The sequence below is a fragment of the Pseudomonas sp. GT1P32 genome (genome assembly GCF_054897805.1).
The window spans coordinates 5,813,517-5,828,245 of record NZ_CM142704.1; the positions used below are offsets into that span (position 1 = coordinate 5,813,517).

Here is a 14,729-nt window from a genome sequence, read left to right on the forward strand (position 1 = left end):
TTATGAAGAATAGATGTTCGGCTGGGGTTTTGTGGTGTGTTACAGACCGCCTTCGCGGGCAAGCCTCGCTCCTACAGGTTCACGTAAAACCTTGTAGGAGCGAGGCTTGCCCGCGAAGGGGCCCTCAGAAGCGCATCAGATCCGGAAACTACCTACCAATTGCTTGAGACGTGCCGCCTGCTGCTCCAGGTCCGAACACGCCCGCAACGTCGCTTGCAGGTTTTCCACCCCTTCCTGGTTGAGCGTATTGATCTCGGTAATGTCGACGTTGATCGACTCCACCACCGCCGTCTGTTCCTCGGTCGCCGTCGCCACGGACTGGTTCATCCCGTCGATTTCACCGATGCGCAACGTCACGCTGTTCAGGCGTTCGCCCGCCAGGTTGGCGATTTCCACGCTGTCCTGACTGTGGCGCTGGCTGTCGCTCATGGTGCTGACGGATTCGCGGGCGCCGACTTGCAGCTCCTCGATCATGGTCTGCACCTGCTGCGCCGATTCCTGCGTGCGGTGTGCCAGGTTGCGCACTTCGTCGGCCACCACGGCAAAACCACGTCCGGCTTCACCGGCACGGGCCGCTTCAATCGCGGCGTTCAGCGCCAGCAGGTTGGTTTGCTGGGAAATGCTGGTGATCACTTCGAGAATCTGCCCGATGTTTACGGTTTTGCTGTTCAGCGATTCGATGTTGGTGCTCGAAGCGCTGAGCATGCTCGACAGTTGGTTCATCGCGACGATGCTGCGATCCACCACCTGTTGGCCGTCTTCGGCGAGGCTGCGGGCATCGCTGGCCTGGCTCGACGCCTGGGCGGCGTTGCGCGCGATTTCCTGGGCCGCGGCACCGAGCTGATTGATCGCGGCGGCGACGCTGCTGGTGCGCGAAGCTTGCTGGTCGGAGTTGTACATCGACGAGTTGGAAGCCGCGACTACACGCAGCGCCACTTCGTTGACCTGGCCGGTGGCCGAAGACACTTCGCGGATCGAACCGTGAATGCGCTCCACGAAACGGTTGAACGCGGTGCCCAGGAGGCCGAATTCATCGTTGTTCTGGATAGTCAGGCGTTTGGTCAGGTCGCCCTCGCCATCGGCAATGTCGGCCATGGCGCGGGTCATGACGTGCAGCGGCTGAATCAGGATACGGATCAACATGCCCAGCAAGGCAATGATGATCGCAACTGCGATGACGGTCGCAACGACCGCCGAGGCGCGGAAATCGCTGAGCTTCGCGAAGGCTTTGTCTTTATCCACCGACAGACCGATGTACCAGTTGACGGAAGACAGGCCTTTGATCGGAGTGAACGTGACGATGCGGGTTTTGCCATCGACTTCCACTTCACTGAAGTCGCTGCTGATGCGTGGCGTGTTTTTCGGGTACGCCTCAGCCAGGGATTTCATCACCAGCGCTTTGTCCGGGTGCACCAGGATCTTGCCGTCGGCGCTGATCAGGAACGCATAACCCATGCCATCGAAATCCAGCGCATTCAGGCTGTCGGCGATCACTTGCAGGCTCAGGTCACCACCGACCACACCGATGTTTTGGCCATCCTTGAGCACACTGTTGACGATGGAGATGACCAGTTGGCCAGAGGCCAGATCGATGTAGGGTTCGGTCAGCGCCGAGCCGCTGGTGCTTTGGGCACTTTTGTACCAGGGGCGGGCGCGCGGGTCATAGCCATCCGGCATTTTGCTGTCCGGGCGGATGATGAAGGTGCCATCCTTGTTGCCAATGTAAGCACCCATGAAGGTCGACGTCACCGCCTTCTGCTCCAGCAGCTTGGTGACGTTGCCGATGTCCGCGTTCAGCGCGGCGTTTTGTGCGAGGTTTTCGATCAGCAGACTGCGCCCGGTCAACCAGGTCTGGATGTTGTTGGCAGTCACGCTGCCCATTTTTTGCAGATTCTTGTCCAGATCCTCGCGGATGGCGTTGCGCTGCAAGTAGTCGTTGTACAGCGTGAACGAGGCGAACGCGGCAATGACGATGAGAGCGGCGGCAAGCAGGATTTTATGGCTGAAGCGCAGATTTTTGTTCATGGCTTGGGGTTCCGCTAAGGTCTTAATGCTCAAGGCGTGCTTTTATAAAGAAGCGCGCAGTGGGCGGTCATGAAAACAAGCTGATATTTCCGTCCTCTCCTTGGGGGGATTACCGAAGCTTTTCAGTCTTTTATATCGGCCGTGCAGAATTAAAGATTAACCATGGGTGACCAAATGCCTGATTCATCGCAACTCGTTATCGGTGCCGATCTCGCGGGGCAACCGATCGCCCAGGCCATGCGCCTGGCGAACCGTCACGGTCTGGTCGCGGGCGCTACCGGGACCGGCAAGACCGTCACCCTTCAACGACTGGCCGAAGCATTCAGCGATGCTGGCGTGGCGGTGTTCGCAGCGGACATCAAAGGTGACCTGTGCGGCCTCGGCGCTGCCGGCAACCCGCAGGGCAAGATCGCCGAGCGAATCGCCGGGATGCCCTGGCTGAATCACACGCCGCAGGCGTACCCGGTCACTTTGTGGGACATTCACGGCCAAACCGGTCATCCCTTGCGCACAACCCTGAGCGAAATGGGCCCGCTGTTAATTGGCGCCCTGCTGGAGTTGACCGACAGCCAGCAGTCGGCGCTGTATGCCGCGTTCAAGGTCGCAGATCGCGAAGGCCTGTTGCTGCTGGACTTGAAGGACCTGAAGGCACTGCTCAATCACCTGCGCGACCACCCCGAATTGCTGGGCGACGACGCCGCGCTGATGACCACCGGTTCCAGCCAGGCCTTGTTGCGCCGATTGGCGACCCTGGAGCAACAAGGTGCTGAGGCCTTGTTCGGCGAGCCGGCGCTGCAACTCGAAGACATTCTGCAACCGACCGCCGAGGGACGCGGGCGCATTCACTTGCTGGATGCCAGTCGTCTGGTGCACGAAGCGCCGAAGGTCTACGCGACGTTTCTGTTGTGGCTTCTGGCTGAACTGTTCGAGCAACTGCCGGAGCGCGGCGATGCCGACAAACCACTGCTGGCGCTGTTTTTCGACGAAGCCCATTTATTGTTTGCCGATACGCCCAAGGCGTTGCAGGAGCGACTGGAGCAAGTGGTGCGGTTGATTCGCTCGAAAGGCGTGGGCGTGTATTTCGTCACCCAATCGCCGGGCGACCTGCCGGATGACGTGCTGGCGCAGCTCGGCCTGCGTATCCAGCATGGCTTGCGTGCGTTCACCGCCAAGGAGCAGAAGTCCCTGCGTGCGGTGGCCGAGGGCTTCCGGCCGAACCCGGCGTTCGATGCCTTGTCGGTGCTGACCGAACTGGGGATCGGCGAGGCGCTGGTCGGCACGTTGCAGGACAAAGGCACGCCAGAGATGGTCCAGCGCGTTCTGGTGGCACCACCGCAATCACGGATCGGGCCGCTGAGCGAAACCGAGCGCTCGCTGCTGATCGCCGGCTCGCCGTTCAAAGGGCGGTACGACAAACCGGTGGATCGCGAATCGGCCTATGAAGTGCTGATGGGACGCAAAGGCCTGGCGCCGGAACTCGAAGCGGCACCGGGCAAACCTGCGCCAGAGGAACCGAGCTTCACCGACAAGGCCGGGGAGTTCCTCGGCACGGCGGCAGGGCAGGCGCTGAAGTCGGCGATGCGACAGGCGGCCAATCAGCTTGGTCGGCAATTGGTGCGTGGGTTGATGGGGTCGTTGCTCGGCGGCAGCAAACGCCGCTGAAAGTCATTGAATACACACCATCCCTGTAGGAGCGAGGCTTGCCCGCGAAGCTTTTGGCTGCTTCAAGGGCCTCTTCGCGGGCAAGCCTCGCTCCTACGAAGGTCCCGGCGATTTCAGTCCTTGGGTTTTGCGTGAGCGGCCAGTCGCTCCAGCGCCGCCCGCAGGTTGGGATCGCTGATCCCCTCAGCCGTAGCCTGAATCGTCGCGCCCGCATCCGTCGACAAACTGATGGTATGCCCGGCTGCTCCTTGCTGAACGGTCGGCGGCTGCACCTTGAACAGAATCCGCGTCAGGCTGGCGAACTCATCAAACATCTGCAACTGCCGTTGCAGACGTTTCTGTTGATAGCGCAGACGCGTTGCCCAATGTCCGTCGGTGACAATCAGCAACAGACTGCCTTCGCGCCACGACGCCACATGGCAATGTTTGCGCGCAGCGGGCTGCAATTGGCTTTCGAGCAGACGTTGTAAATGACCCAGGCGTTGAGCATGGCCAAAAATGGCTTTCAGCGGTTTGGCTTCGCGAAGCAGAACGGCGGGTGCTCTGGCCGTAAGAGGGCGAAATGCCATGATCAGACACCTGAAGTAACAGAGCTGCCATGGTAGCAGAAAGCACTGGATGCGCCCGACCCATTGCTTTGCGCGCGCTTTACCCATTAAATCAACAAGTAACTTCTGCCGTCAGTGGCTTGAAGTTCAGCAAAAAGCCCTTATTTTAAGTGAGCCCCGTAACAGCGCAGTGCATGCATCGTGGAATAACGCCACTTTCCTCACCATCGTTTCCGGGTAGAATGCTCGTTCGCATGCGGCCATGAGGGCTGCACGGGCGACTCACGGGGCCGCCCTCCATCCCTTTAGTGTGGAAGATCCTGCCGATATGTTTGCGCCTTTGTTAAAGAAACTTTTTGGAAGCAAGAACGAGCGTGAAGTCAAACGCATGCTCAAGACGGTGCAACTCGTCAATGCCTTCGAAGAGCAAATGGTGGCCCTTTCGGACGATCAATTGCGTGCCAAGACGGATGAGTTCAAGGCCCGCATCGCCAAAGGGGAAACCCTCGACAAGCTGCTGCCAGAAGCCTTTGCGGTCGCCCGCGAAGCCGGCAAGCGCGTCATGGGTATGCGCCACTTCGATGTCCAGCTGATCGGCGGCATGACCTTGCATGAAGGCATGATCGCGGAAATGCGTACCGGTGAAGGCAAGACCCTGGTGGCTACACTGGGCGTTTACCTCAACGCGCTGTCCGGCAAAGGCGTGCACGTTGTTACCGTGAACGACTATCTGGCCCGCCGTGACGCCAACTGGATGCGTCCGCTCTACGAATTCCTCGGCATGACGGTCGGTGTGGTTACACCTTTCCAGCCGCCGGAAGAGAAACGTCAGGCCTACGCCGCCGACATCACCTACGGCACCAACAACGAATTCGGTTTCGACTACCTGCGCGACAACATGGCGTTCAGCATGGAAGAAAAATTCCAGCGCGAACTCAACTTTGCCGTGATCGACGAAGTCGACTCCATCCTCATCGACGAAGCCCGTACCCCGCTGATCATTTCCGGTCAGGCCGAGGACAGCTCGAAGCTGTACATCGAGATCAACAAACTGATCCCGCAGCTGCAATTGCACGTCGAAGAAGTCGAAGGCGAAGTCACCAAGGCCGGCCATTACACCGTCGACGAGAAGACCCGTCAGGTCGAACTCAACGAAGCCGGTCACCAGTTCATCGAAGACATGCTGACCCGCGTCGGCCTGCTGGCTGAAGGCGAGAGCCTGTATTCGGCGCATAACCTTGGCCTGCTGACCCACGTTTATGCCGGCCTGCGTGCGCACAAGCTGTTCAACCGCAACGTTGAATACATCGTGCAGGACGGTCAGGTTGTCCTGGTCGACGAACACACCGGTCGTACCATGCCGGGTCGCCGTTTGTCCGAAGGCCTGCACCAGGCTATCGAAGCCAAGGAAAACCTGAACATCCAGGCCGAAAGCCAGACGTTGGCGTCGACCACGTTCCAGAACTACTTCCGTCTGTACAACAAGTTGTCCGGCATGACCGGTACCGCAGACACCGAAGCGTTCGAATTCCACCAGATCTACGGCCTGCAGGTCATGGTGATCCCGCCGAACAAGCCTTTGGCACGTAAAGACTACAACGACCTGGTGTTCCTGACCGCCGAAGAGAAATACGCGGCGATCATCAACGACATCAAGGAATGCATGACTCACGGCCGTCCGGTGCTGGTGGGTACTGCAACCATCGAAACTTCCGAGCACATGTCTGCGCTGCTGCAGAAGGAAGGCATCGAACACAAGGTCCTGAACGCCAAGTTCCACGAAAAAGAAGCCGAAATCATTGCCCAGGCCGGTCGTCCAGGCGCACTGACCATCGCCACCAACATGGCCGGTCGTGGTACCGACATTCTGTTGGGCGGCAACTGGGAAGTGGAAGTCGCGTCTCTGGAAGACCCGACGCCGGAGCAGATTGCCCAGATCAAGGCCGACTGGCAGAAGCGTCACCAGCAAGTGCTGGAGTCGGGTGGCTTGCAGGTGATTGCGTCCGAACGTCACGAATCGCGCCGTATCGACAACCAGTTGCGTGGTCGTGCAGGTCGTCAGGGTGACGCCGGTTCCAGTCGTTTCTACCTGTCGCTGGAAGACAGCCTGATGCGCATCTTCGCCTCTGACCGGGTGAAGAACTTCATGAAAGCATTGGGCATGCAGTCCGGTGAAGCGATCGAGCACCGCATGGTGACCAACGCCATCGAGAAGGCTCAGCGCAAGGTTGAAGGCCGCAACTTCGACATTCGTAAACAACTGCTCGAGTTCGATGACGTCAACAACGAACAGCGTAAAGTGATCTATCACATGCGCAACACGTTGCTGGCCGCCGACAACATCGGTGAAACCATCGCCGACTTCCGTCAGGACGTACTCAACGCTACCGTCAGCGCCCACATTCCACCGCAATCGCTGCCTGAGCAGTGGGACGTGGCCGGTCTGGAAGCGGCATTGCAGAGCGACTTCGGTGTGGCGCTTCCGATCCAGCAATGGCTCGACGAAGACGATCACCTGTACGAAGAAACCCTGCGCGAGAAGCTGATGCAGGAGCTCATCGCGGCGTACAACGAGAAAGAAGACCAGGCGGGCGCCGACGCGCTGCGCACCTTCGAGAAGCAAATCGTGCTGCGCGTGCTGGACGACCTGTGGAAAGACCACCTGTCGACCATGGACCACCTGCGTCACGGCATCCACTTGCGTGGCTATGCGCAGAAGAACCCGAAGCAAGAGTACAAGCGCGAGTCGTTCACGCTGTTCTCCGAGCTGCTGGATTCGATCAAGCGCGACTCGATCCGTGTGTTGTCGCACGTTCAGGTCCGCCGCGAAGATCCGATCGAAGAAGAGCAACGCCTGCGCCAGGAAGCCGAAGCACTGGCGGCGCGCATGCAGTTCGAGCACGCTGAAGCGCCTGGTCTCGAGCAACCGGAACTGCTGGGTGAAGAGGTCGATGTAGCCCTCGCCGTAGCGCCGGTACGCAACGAACAGAAGCTGGGCCGTAACGAACTGTGCTACTGCGGTTCGGGCAAGAAGTTCAAGCATTGCCACGGGCAGATCCAGTAAAACCCGTTTCATACGCTGAAATACCCGCGCCGCGACCGGCATCAGCCGTCGCGGCGTTTTGCCATTTACACCACCGTTCTTCCTGAAAGCGGTGCAGACATCATTTATTAAGGAGCGCATTCATGGCTGTTGGTCTTGGTCCTTTGCCAACGTTGCACCCGGTTGCCGGTTTTGAACTCGGTATCGCCTCGGCCGGCATCAAGCGCCCTGGGCGCAAGGATGTCGTGGTCATGCGCTGCGCCGAAGGTTCCACCGTGGCGGGCGTGTTCACCCTGAACGCCTTTTGCGCTGCTCCGGTGATCCTGGCCAAGCAACGTGTGCAAGGTCCGGTGCGTTACCTGCTGACCAACACCGGCAACGCCAACGCCGGCACCGGCGAACCGGGTCTGGCGGCCGCCGAGCGTACCTGCGCGAAACTGGCCGAACTGACCGGCGTCGATGCCAGCCTGGTGCTGCCGTACTCCACCGGTGTGATCGGCGAACCGCTGCCGGTCGAGAAAATCGAAGGCGCGCTGCAAGCCGCTCTCGACGACCTGTCGGTCAACAACTGGGAAGCTGCCGCCACCGGCATCATGACCACCGATACCCTGCCGAAGGGCGCCAGCCGCCAGTTCAAGCATGACGGCGTGACCATCACCGTTACCGGCATCAGCAAAGGCGCGGGCATGATCCGTCCGAACATGGCGACCATGCTCGGCTACATCGCCACCGACGCCAAAGTCTCCCGCGACGTGTTGCAAAACCTGTTGCTGGACGGCGCCAACAAGTCGTTCAACCGCATCACCATCGACGGCGACACCTCGACCAACGACTGCTGCATGCTAATCGCCACCGGTCAGGCGGCACTGCCGGAAATCACCTCCGCCAGTGGTGAACTGTTCGCCAAGCTGAAACAGGCTGTGTTCGAAGTGTGCATGGACGTGGCCCAGGCCATCGTGCGTGACGGCGAAGGCGCGACCAAGTTCGTCACCGTTGAAGTCAACGGCGGCGGCAATCACCAGGAATGCCTGGACGTCGGTTACACCGTGGCGCACTCGCCGCTGATCAAGACCGCGCTGTTCGCATCCGACCCGAACTGGGGCCGCATCCTGGCTGCCGTTGGCCGTGCTGGCGTACCGAACCTGGACGTGAGCAAGATCGACGTGTTCCTCGGCGAAGTCTGCATCGCCAGCCGTGGCGCCCGCGCATCGACCTACACTGAAGCCCAGGGCGCAGCGGTGATGCAGCAGGAAGAAATCACCATCCGTATCGAACTGGGTCGCGGCGATTGCAGCGAAACCATCTGGACCACGGACCTGTCCCACGAATACGTGAAGATCAACGCCGAATACCGTACGTAAGACAGATCGCTTTCGCGGGCAAGCCTCGCTCCTACAAGGATCGCGCAATCCCTGTAGGAGCGAGGCTTGCCCGCGAAGAGGTCCGATCAGACACCAAAGATTCTGGCCTGTACCCCCTATCAAAAGGTCCCGAACATGAGCCTCCACCTGATCATCGGCGACAAATTGCATTCCTCCTGGTCCCTGCGCGGCGCCCTGGCCCTTGACCTGGCCGGCGCCCCGTACACCGAAGAATTGATCAAACTGAACCAGCCGGACACCCGCGAGCGTCTGCTCAAACATTCGCCGACCGCCAAAGTCCCGTTGCTGAAAACCGAGCACGGCACCATCGCCGATTCCCTGGCGATTGCCGAGTACCTGGCCGAACAATTCCCTGACGCCGACCTCTGGCCAAAAGACGTTGCGGCCCGCGCCCAGGCACGTTCGGCATGTGCACAGATGCACGCCGGCTTCTTCGCCATGCGCGGCAACATGCCGTTTGACCTGAGCCGCGACGCACCTTTGTCGCCGGTCCCGGCTGACGTCCAGGCGGACATCGAACGCATGCTGGCGTTGTGGGCCGAGTGCCGCGCAGCCGCGACCGAAACCGGTCCATACCTGTTTGGCCGCGCGACCCTGGCCGATGCCTTCTTCGCACCCATTGCCGTACGCCTGCGTACCTATCAGGTGAAGTTGCCGGCGGCGGATGAGGCCTACGTCGAAACGATCTACCAATGGCCAGCCTTCAAGGCTTGGCAAAAGGCGGGTCTGGAGGAGGTCGGGCAGTGAAACGAGTACACGTAGCCGCCGCGGTTATCCGCGATAGCAGCGGCAAGATCCTTATCGCCCGGCGTGCCGACACTCAGCATCAGGGCGGTCTTTGGGAATTCCCGGGTGGCAAGGTCGAGGCAGACGAGTCCGTGGAAACTGCGCTGGCCCGTGAGCTTCATGAAGAGCTGGGGATTGTGGTCAATGCCGCTCGACCGCTGATCAAGGTCCGCCATGACTACCCGGACAAACAAGTGTTGCTGGATGTCTGGGAGGTCTCGGACTTTTCCGGTGAACCTCACGGTGCCGAAGGCCAGCCTTTGGAATGGGTGGCGCCGCGTGATCTGCCGGGCTATGAGTTTCCGGCCGCCAACCAGCCAATCGTTGCGGCGGCGCGGTTGCCTTCGGCTTACCTGATTACGCCTGAAGATCTGGAAACCCCTGCGCTGCTGCGCGGTATTCAGAAAGCCATCGCCAACGGCATCAAGTTGATCCAGCTACGGGCGCCCAACGGCTACGACCCGAAATACCGTGATCTGGCGGTGGACGCGGCCGGGCTGTGTGCCGGTAAGGCGCAGTTGATGATCAAGGGGCCGTTCGAATGGTTGGGCGATTTCCCGTCGGCCGGTTGGCACATCACCTCGGCACAGCTGCGCAAATACGCAGCGGCCGGTCGTCCACTACCGGCGTCGCGCTGGTTGGCGGCGTCCTGCCATAACGCCGAGGAACTGGCGCTGGCCGAGCAGATGGGCGTGGACTTTGTGACCCTGTCGCCGGTGCAGCCGACCCTGACGCATCCGGGGGCTCAGCCGCTGGGTTGGGAGCAGGCTGCAACGTTGATCGAAGGTTTCAGCATGCCGGTGTTCTTGCTCGGTGGTGTTGGGCCGGCGGAACAGCAGAAGGCTTGGGCGGCAGGCGCCCAAGGCGTGGCGGGGATACGGGCGTTCTGGCCGGATTCTTTGGTGTAGCCACTGGCCTATTCGCGGGCAAGCCTCGCTCCTACAGGAATATGCATTCTCCAGTAGGAGCGAGGCTTGCCCGCGAAGGCGTCCTTAAGGGCGCCAATTAAACTCCAGGTTTCGCAGCAGGCTGCCACAAAATCTCCGCAATCCCCTGACGCCTGGCAATCACCCGCGCCACCACAAACAACAGATCCGACAACCGATTGATGTACGCCAGGCCAACCCCGGCCAACGGCTCAAGCGCATTCAAATGCTGACACCGGCGCTCCGCACTGCGCGCCAGGCTTCGGCACACATGCGCTTGCGCAATCAGCGCCGAACCGCCCGGCAGAATGAAATTCTCCAGCGGCCCCAGCTCTTCATTCCACACATCGATCGCCGCTTCCAGGCGTTCGATTTCTGCCGCATTCAACGCCTGATATTCCGGCATGGCCAGTTCGCCACCGAGGTCGAACAACCGATGCTGGCAAGGCGCCAAAACCTCGATCACTTCGTTTAATCCGGGAAATTTTCCACGTTCCGCTTCGAGCCCGGCCAACAGCACGCCGACCTGGCTGTTCAATGAATCGACTTCGCCAATGGCCTCGATCCGCGGGTGGTCCTTGGGCACGCGGCGGCCGTCGCCCAGCCCGGTTTCGCCTTTGTCGCCGGTGCGGGTGTAGATCTTCGACAAGCGAAAGCCCATGGTTACCTCGAAAGCTGATTGAGTTCTTGAGAAACGAGCGGGGTGCTCGTCAACGGCAGGCGCAAGGTGAAACACGTGCCCTGGCCCAGGGTCGATTGCACTTCCATCTGACCCTTGTGGTTGTTGGTGATGATGAAATACGAAACCGACAAGCCAAGCCCGGTGCCCTGACCGATTTCCTTGGTGGTGAAGAAGGGTTCGAAGGTGCGTTTGCGCACGCTCTCGCTCATGCCGATGCCATTGTCCTCGACCTGGATTTCCGCCCACGGCGGATTGAGTCTGGTCCGCAGGATGATCCGTCCCGGCTCGCAGCCGTCCTCGCGCTGGTGAATGGCTTGCGCGGCGTTTTTCAGCAGGTTGAGCAGCACCTGCTCAAGTTCGTTGGCGGTGCCGGGCACGGGACCCAGAGCGGGGTCGAACTGACGAATGATCGCCTGACCCTTGAAGTCAAAGCCAATCGCCAGGTCAAAGTCGTTGCCGGCAATTTCCACGGCTTGATCGATCAGCGCCGGCAAATCGCACGGCGCCATTTGCCGGGTGCTGCGGCGGCTGAAGCTAAGCATGTGGGTGACGATTTTCGCCGCCCGGGCGCCCGCCTGTTGAATGCCGTCGAGCAACTGCGGCACCTCACGTACTTTCAGGTACTCGTTGACCGTATCCAGCTCAATGCCGATCTGTTCGGCCTGTTCGAGGTTTTTTGGCAAGTCCGGGGACAAGCGTCGACGAATGTTCTGCACGTTGTGCAGGATCGCGCCGAGCGGGTTGTTGATCTCGTGGGCCATGCCAGCGGCGAGGCCACCCACCGAGAGCATTTTTTCCGACTGCACCATCATTTCTTCCAGCGACAGGCGCTGGGTGATGTCGTCGATGCGGATCACCACGCCACGACCGGCACCGCCCATCAGTGGGTAAAAGGTCAGAGCGTAATGCTTGGGTTCATCGTCCTTGAACCAGGTCACGCGTTCAATCTTCGCCACCGTGTGCTGCTCGACGGTTTGCTTGAGCTGCGGCAAAAACGGTTTGAGCGGTTCGAAGGCGAGGAAGATCGGTTGATTCAGCGCTTCATCCAGGCGTGTGCCGGAGAGGGCGCTGGCCTCCTGATTCCACTGCGTCACGTAGAGCTGCTCGTCGAGGGCGATCAGCGCCGACGGCATGGAGTCGATGATGCTGTTGAGGTAATTCTGGAACCCGGTGAGTTTCTTCTCGATCTTGCTGCGCACCTGGACCTCGAGTTCCAGTTTGCGGTTGGTGTGGCGGGTTTCTTCGGCCAGGCCCTGGGCCTGATCGTAAGCGGCCTGGGATTCGTCCCGTGCCCGTTTGAGTTGCTGCTCCCGTGCCTCGATACGCGAGAGCATGGTGTTGAACGCCTCGGCCAGGCTGCCGATTTCGTCATGGTTGCCGCGTGAGGCGCGCAGGGCGTAGTTTTCTTCCCGGGTCACTTGTCGGGACAGCTCTTCGAGTTGATGGATTGGCCGGGTAATCAGGCGTTTGATCTGCCGGGCGATCACCAGCCATAACAGCACGCTGAAAATCAGAATGCCGAGGCTGGCAGTCAGGGTCCCGGTGTAGAAGGCCATCGGCAGTTCGCTGCTGGCGACCAGCAGCAGATGGCCAGGCGAGGTGCCGGGGCGGGGCAGGGTGATCACTTGGTTGCTGCGAAATTCGGTGGCTTGCCAGGATTCGATGTGGCGGTAACGCTCAGGCAGGCCCAAATGATCGCCACGTTGCAACTGCGCCAGCCTTTCGCCCTTGCCGTCATACAGGGCTGCCGCGCGCAGCGGTGAATAACTGTTGAGCTCATTGAGCAGCCGCTCGGCATTTTGTGGTGACTGCAGCGCTTCAGCCACCAGGCTCGGGTTGGACACCAGTCGGCCAATGGTCTGCAAGGCCTGGGGCGCCATGCTCTCCTGGGAAATGTAGTACGCGGCGCTGATAAAGGTCAGGTTGGCGACCAGCAAAACGGTGGTCAACAGCACCAGCAGGGCGGCCAGCAGTTTCTGGCCGACGGGAAGGTTTTCAAGGCGCTGGCGCAATGGCATCAGGTTTATCGCTGAAAAGGAACAAGTGGCCAGCGTAGCCGCTGCTCAGTCGCTGGGCAATCCAAGGCTGTGCAGATGGGCGATCAAGCGTGATTCAAGCTGATTGAGGTGCGGCAGGTTCAGTTGGTGCCGCGAAGCCACTTTGCAGACGTAGCCCAACAGGTAGCTGATTTCCGTACGGCGTTGATTCGCGACGTCCTGGTACATGGACGAGAAATTGGCTGCGGTGGCGTGGATCACCCGTTCCACTTCCGGCTGGAGATTTTCGGCGGCAGCCGGCTGGCCGCAGCGTTCAAGCAGCTCGGTCAGTTCGCCGCAGAGGGTCGCGACTTCGCAATGGTGGTCCTGCAAGCCGCCATTGCGGCAATCGTGCAACACCGTCAGTGGGTTGATCGCGCAGTTGAGCGCCAGTTTTCGCCAAAGCCGGGTCAGAATGTCGGTGCTCCATTCGTGGGGAATCCCGGCGGCGCTCACGTCATCCAGCCAGATCGGCGCGACGGGATGACCGGCATCCCCCAGCCAGGTGTAACCATGACCGGCGAATACCACGCGCCAGTCACCGTCGCGAAACGCGCCTTCGGTGCTCGAAGCAAAAATGCAGCGCGCTTGCGGCACCTGCGCGGCAACGGCGTCCTGACTGCCAAGGCCGTTCTGCAACAGGATCAATTCGGCGCCGGACGCGAGGCGCGGCGCCAGTCGGGCCACGGCCTGCTCGGCATCGTAGGCTTTGCAGGCCACCAGCAGGCGGTTGATCGGCTCATCGCTGTCGGTAGTTTCGCCGGGAATGGCATACGTTGTTGCTTTGCCGTGCTCCACCAGCGTCAAGCCGCCCGCAGCCTGATAAGCCTGCAAGCGCGGCGCATCCCGGACGATCAGCCGGACCGGCACCCCGGCCCGCGCCAGACGTGTGGCCCATAAGGTGCCGAGGCTGCCGGCGCCCAGAACATGCCAGGTGGTGGACATCAGCTTTTTGCTCTGTTTGAGGCGCGCATCGGACGCTCGCAGTGAATGATGGGAAAGACCCGTTATAATCAGCGCGGATTTTAACCGCAAGCCAGGCGTGCTCCATCTTGATCGAGCGCGCCCTTTATTGGAGAGATTACATGCCGTCGTTCGACGTGGTATCCGAACTGGACAAACACGAAGTCACCAACGCGGTCGAGAACGCCGTCAAGGAACTCGATCGTCGTTATGACCTGAAAGGCAAGGGCACCTTCGAGTTCAAGGAAAAGGACCTGACCGTCAACCTGACCGCTGAAGCCGATTTCCAGCTCGAAGCAATGATTGAGATCCTCAAGCTGGCGCTGGTCAAGCGCAAGATCGACGTGCAGTGCCTTGAAGTCAAGGACGCCTATGCGTCGGGCAAGCTGATGAAGCAGGAAGCCGTTCTCAAGGAAGGCATCGACAAAGAGCTGGCGAAGAAAATCGTCGCTCACGTCAAGGACGCCAAGCTCAAGGTGCAGGCCGCCATTCAGGGCGAGCAAGTGCGCATCACTGGCAAGAAGCGTGACGATCTGCAGGAAGCCATTGCGGCCCTGCGTGCCAAGGCGTTCGACATGCCGTTGCAGTTCAACAACTTCCGCGACTGACTTCTCAGGCGGGAACCTCTCGGCGTTTTCGGCGTCCGAGGCCCAAGCAGCGGCAGAAAGGCTGCCCC

At 60.4% G+C, this 14,729-nt stretch carries 11 protein-coding genes; 6 read left to right on the forward strand and 5 right to left on the reverse strand.

The window, feature by feature from the left end; genetic code table 11:
- Nucleotides 1-135 precede the first annotated feature (135 nt).
- On the reverse strand, nt 136-2,025 hold the full coding sequence (locus tag ACYZUC_RS26600) for a methyl-accepting chemotaxis protein (protein ID WP_461991441.1): 1,890 nt from the start codon (nt 2,023-2,025) through the stop codon (nt 136-138).
- A gap of 174 nt (nt 2,026-2,199) precedes the next feature.
- Between ACYZUC_RS26600 and ACYZUC_RS26605 the strand changes: the two genes are divergently transcribed.
- The gene (locus ACYZUC_RS26605; RefSeq protein ID WP_461991443.1) at nt 2,200-3,687 is read left to right on the forward strand and encodes a helicase HerA-like domain-containing protein; all 1,488 of its coding nucleotides are present in this window, start codon (nt 2,200-2,202) and stop codon (nt 3,685-3,687) included.
- Between the two features lie 113 nt (nt 3,688-3,800).
- Here the strand turns inward: ACYZUC_RS26605 and ACYZUC_RS26610 are convergent, their stop codons facing one another.
- Nucleotides 3,801-4,256: a DUF721 domain-containing protein gene (locus ACYZUC_RS26610; protein ID WP_461991445.1), complete on the reverse strand. Its 456-nt coding sequence runs from the start codon at nt 4,254-4,256 to the stop codon at nt 3,801-3,803.
- Between the two features lie 307 nt (nt 4,257-4,563).
- Here ACYZUC_RS26610 and secA point away from each other — a divergent pair, with 307 nt between their 5' ends.
- The 4 genes from secA (at nt 4,564) to ACYZUC_RS26630 (ending at nt 10,354) form a co-directional block, all read left to right on the forward strand.
- Entirely contained in the window at nt 4,564-7,299 is a 2,736-nt protein-coding gene (gene secA / locus ACYZUC_RS26615; RefSeq protein WP_223415662.1) for a preprotein translocase subunit SecA, read from the forward strand.
- 122 nt (nt 7,300-7,421) lie between these two features.
- Nucleotides 7,422-8,639, forward strand: a complete 1,218-nt coding sequence (gene argJ, locus ACYZUC_RS26620) for a bifunctional glutamate N-acetyltransferase/amino-acid acetyltransferase ArgJ (protein ID WP_461991447.1) — start codon at nt 7,422-7,424, stop codon at nt 8,637-8,639.
- A 135-nt stretch (nt 8,640-8,774) separates the two neighbouring features.
- The gene (locus tag ACYZUC_RS26625; RefSeq protein WP_461991449.1) at nt 8,775-9,407 is read left to right on the forward strand and encodes a glutathione S-transferase family protein; all 633 of its coding nucleotides are present in this window, start codon (nt 8,775-8,777) and stop codon (nt 9,405-9,407) included.
- Nucleotides 9,404-10,354 carry a Nudix family hydrolase gene (locus ACYZUC_RS26630; RefSeq protein ID WP_461991451.1) on the forward strand — a complete coding sequence of 317 codons (951 nt, stop codon included), beginning with the start codon at nt 9,404-9,406 and terminating at the stop codon, nt 10,352-10,354. The genes ACYZUC_RS26625 and ACYZUC_RS26630 overlap by 4 nt, the downstream gene beginning before the upstream one ends.
- A 97-nt stretch (nt 10,355-10,451) precedes the next feature.
- Here the strand turns inward: ACYZUC_RS26630 and ACYZUC_RS26635 are convergent, their stop codons facing one another.
- Genes ACYZUC_RS26635 through ACYZUC_RS26645 form a run of 3 tightly spaced genes read right to left on the reverse strand, consistent with a single transcriptional unit; the run spans nt 10,452 to nt 14,035 of the window.
- Nucleotides 10,452-11,033, reverse strand: a complete 582-nt coding sequence (locus ACYZUC_RS26635; protein WP_008029250.1) for a cob(I)yrinic acid a,c-diamide adenosyltransferase — start codon at nt 11,031-11,033, stop codon at nt 10,452-10,454.
- A 2-nt stretch (nt 11,034-11,035) separates the two neighbouring features.
- Entirely contained in the window at nt 11,036-13,072 is a 2,037-nt protein-coding gene (locus tag ACYZUC_RS26640) for a sensor histidine kinase (protein WP_461991453.1), read from the reverse strand.
- 45 nt (nt 13,073-13,117) lie between these two features.
- On the reverse strand, nt 13,118-14,035 hold the full coding sequence (locus ACYZUC_RS26645) for a putative 2-dehydropantoate 2-reductase (RefSeq protein ID WP_461991455.1): 918 nt from the start codon (nt 14,033-14,035) through the stop codon (nt 13,118-13,120).
- 140 nt (nt 14,036-14,175) lie between these two features.
- Here ACYZUC_RS26645 and ACYZUC_RS26650 point away from each other — a divergent pair, with 140 nt between their 5' ends.
- Complete coding sequence (locus tag ACYZUC_RS26650; RefSeq protein ID WP_461991457.1) at nt 14,176-14,661, forward strand: YajQ family cyclic di-GMP-binding protein; 486 nt, start codon at nt 14,176-14,178, stop codon at nt 14,659-14,661.
- The last annotated feature ends 68 nt before the right edge of the window (nt 14,662-14,729 follow it).

Excerpts from the sequence above, each read along its gene's own strand:
- ACYZUC_RS26600 (WP_461991441.1), bottom strand. The coding sequence starts at position 2,025 with ATGAACAAAAATCTGCGCTTCAGCCATAAAATCCTGCTTGCCGCCGCT.
- ACYZUC_RS26605 (WP_461991443.1), top strand. The coding sequence starts at position 2,200 with ATGCCTGATTCATCGCAACTCGTTATCGGTGCCGATCTCGCGGGGCAA.
- ACYZUC_RS26610 (WP_461991445.1), bottom strand. The coding sequence starts at position 4,256 with ATGGCATTTCGCCCTCTTACGGCCAGAGCACCCGCCGTTCTGCTTCGC.
- secA (WP_223415662.1), top strand. The coding sequence starts at position 4,564 with ATGTTTGCGCCTTTGTTAAAGAAACTTTTTGGAAGCAAGAACGAGCGT.
- argJ (WP_461991447.1), top strand. The coding sequence starts at position 7,422 with ATGGCTGTTGGTCTTGGTCCTTTGCCAACGTTGCACCCGGTTGCCGGT.
- ACYZUC_RS26625 (WP_461991449.1), top strand. The coding sequence starts at position 8,775 with ATGAGCCTCCACCTGATCATCGGCGACAAATTGCATTCCTCCTGGTCC.
- ACYZUC_RS26635 (WP_008029250.1), bottom strand. The coding sequence starts at position 11,033 with ATGGGCTTTCGCTTGTCGAAGATCTACACCCGCACCGGCGACAAAGGC.
- ACYZUC_RS26640 (WP_461991453.1), bottom strand. The coding sequence starts at position 13,072 with ATGCCATTGCGCCAGCGCCTTGAAAACCTTCCCGTCGGCCAGAAACTG.
- ACYZUC_RS26645 (WP_461991455.1), bottom strand. The coding sequence starts at position 14,035 with ATGTCCACCACCTGGCATGTTCTGGGCGCCGGCAGCCTCGGCACCTTA.
- ACYZUC_RS26650 (WP_461991457.1), top strand. The coding sequence starts at position 14,176 with ATGCCGTCGTTCGACGTGGTATCCGAACTGGACAAACACGAAGTCACC.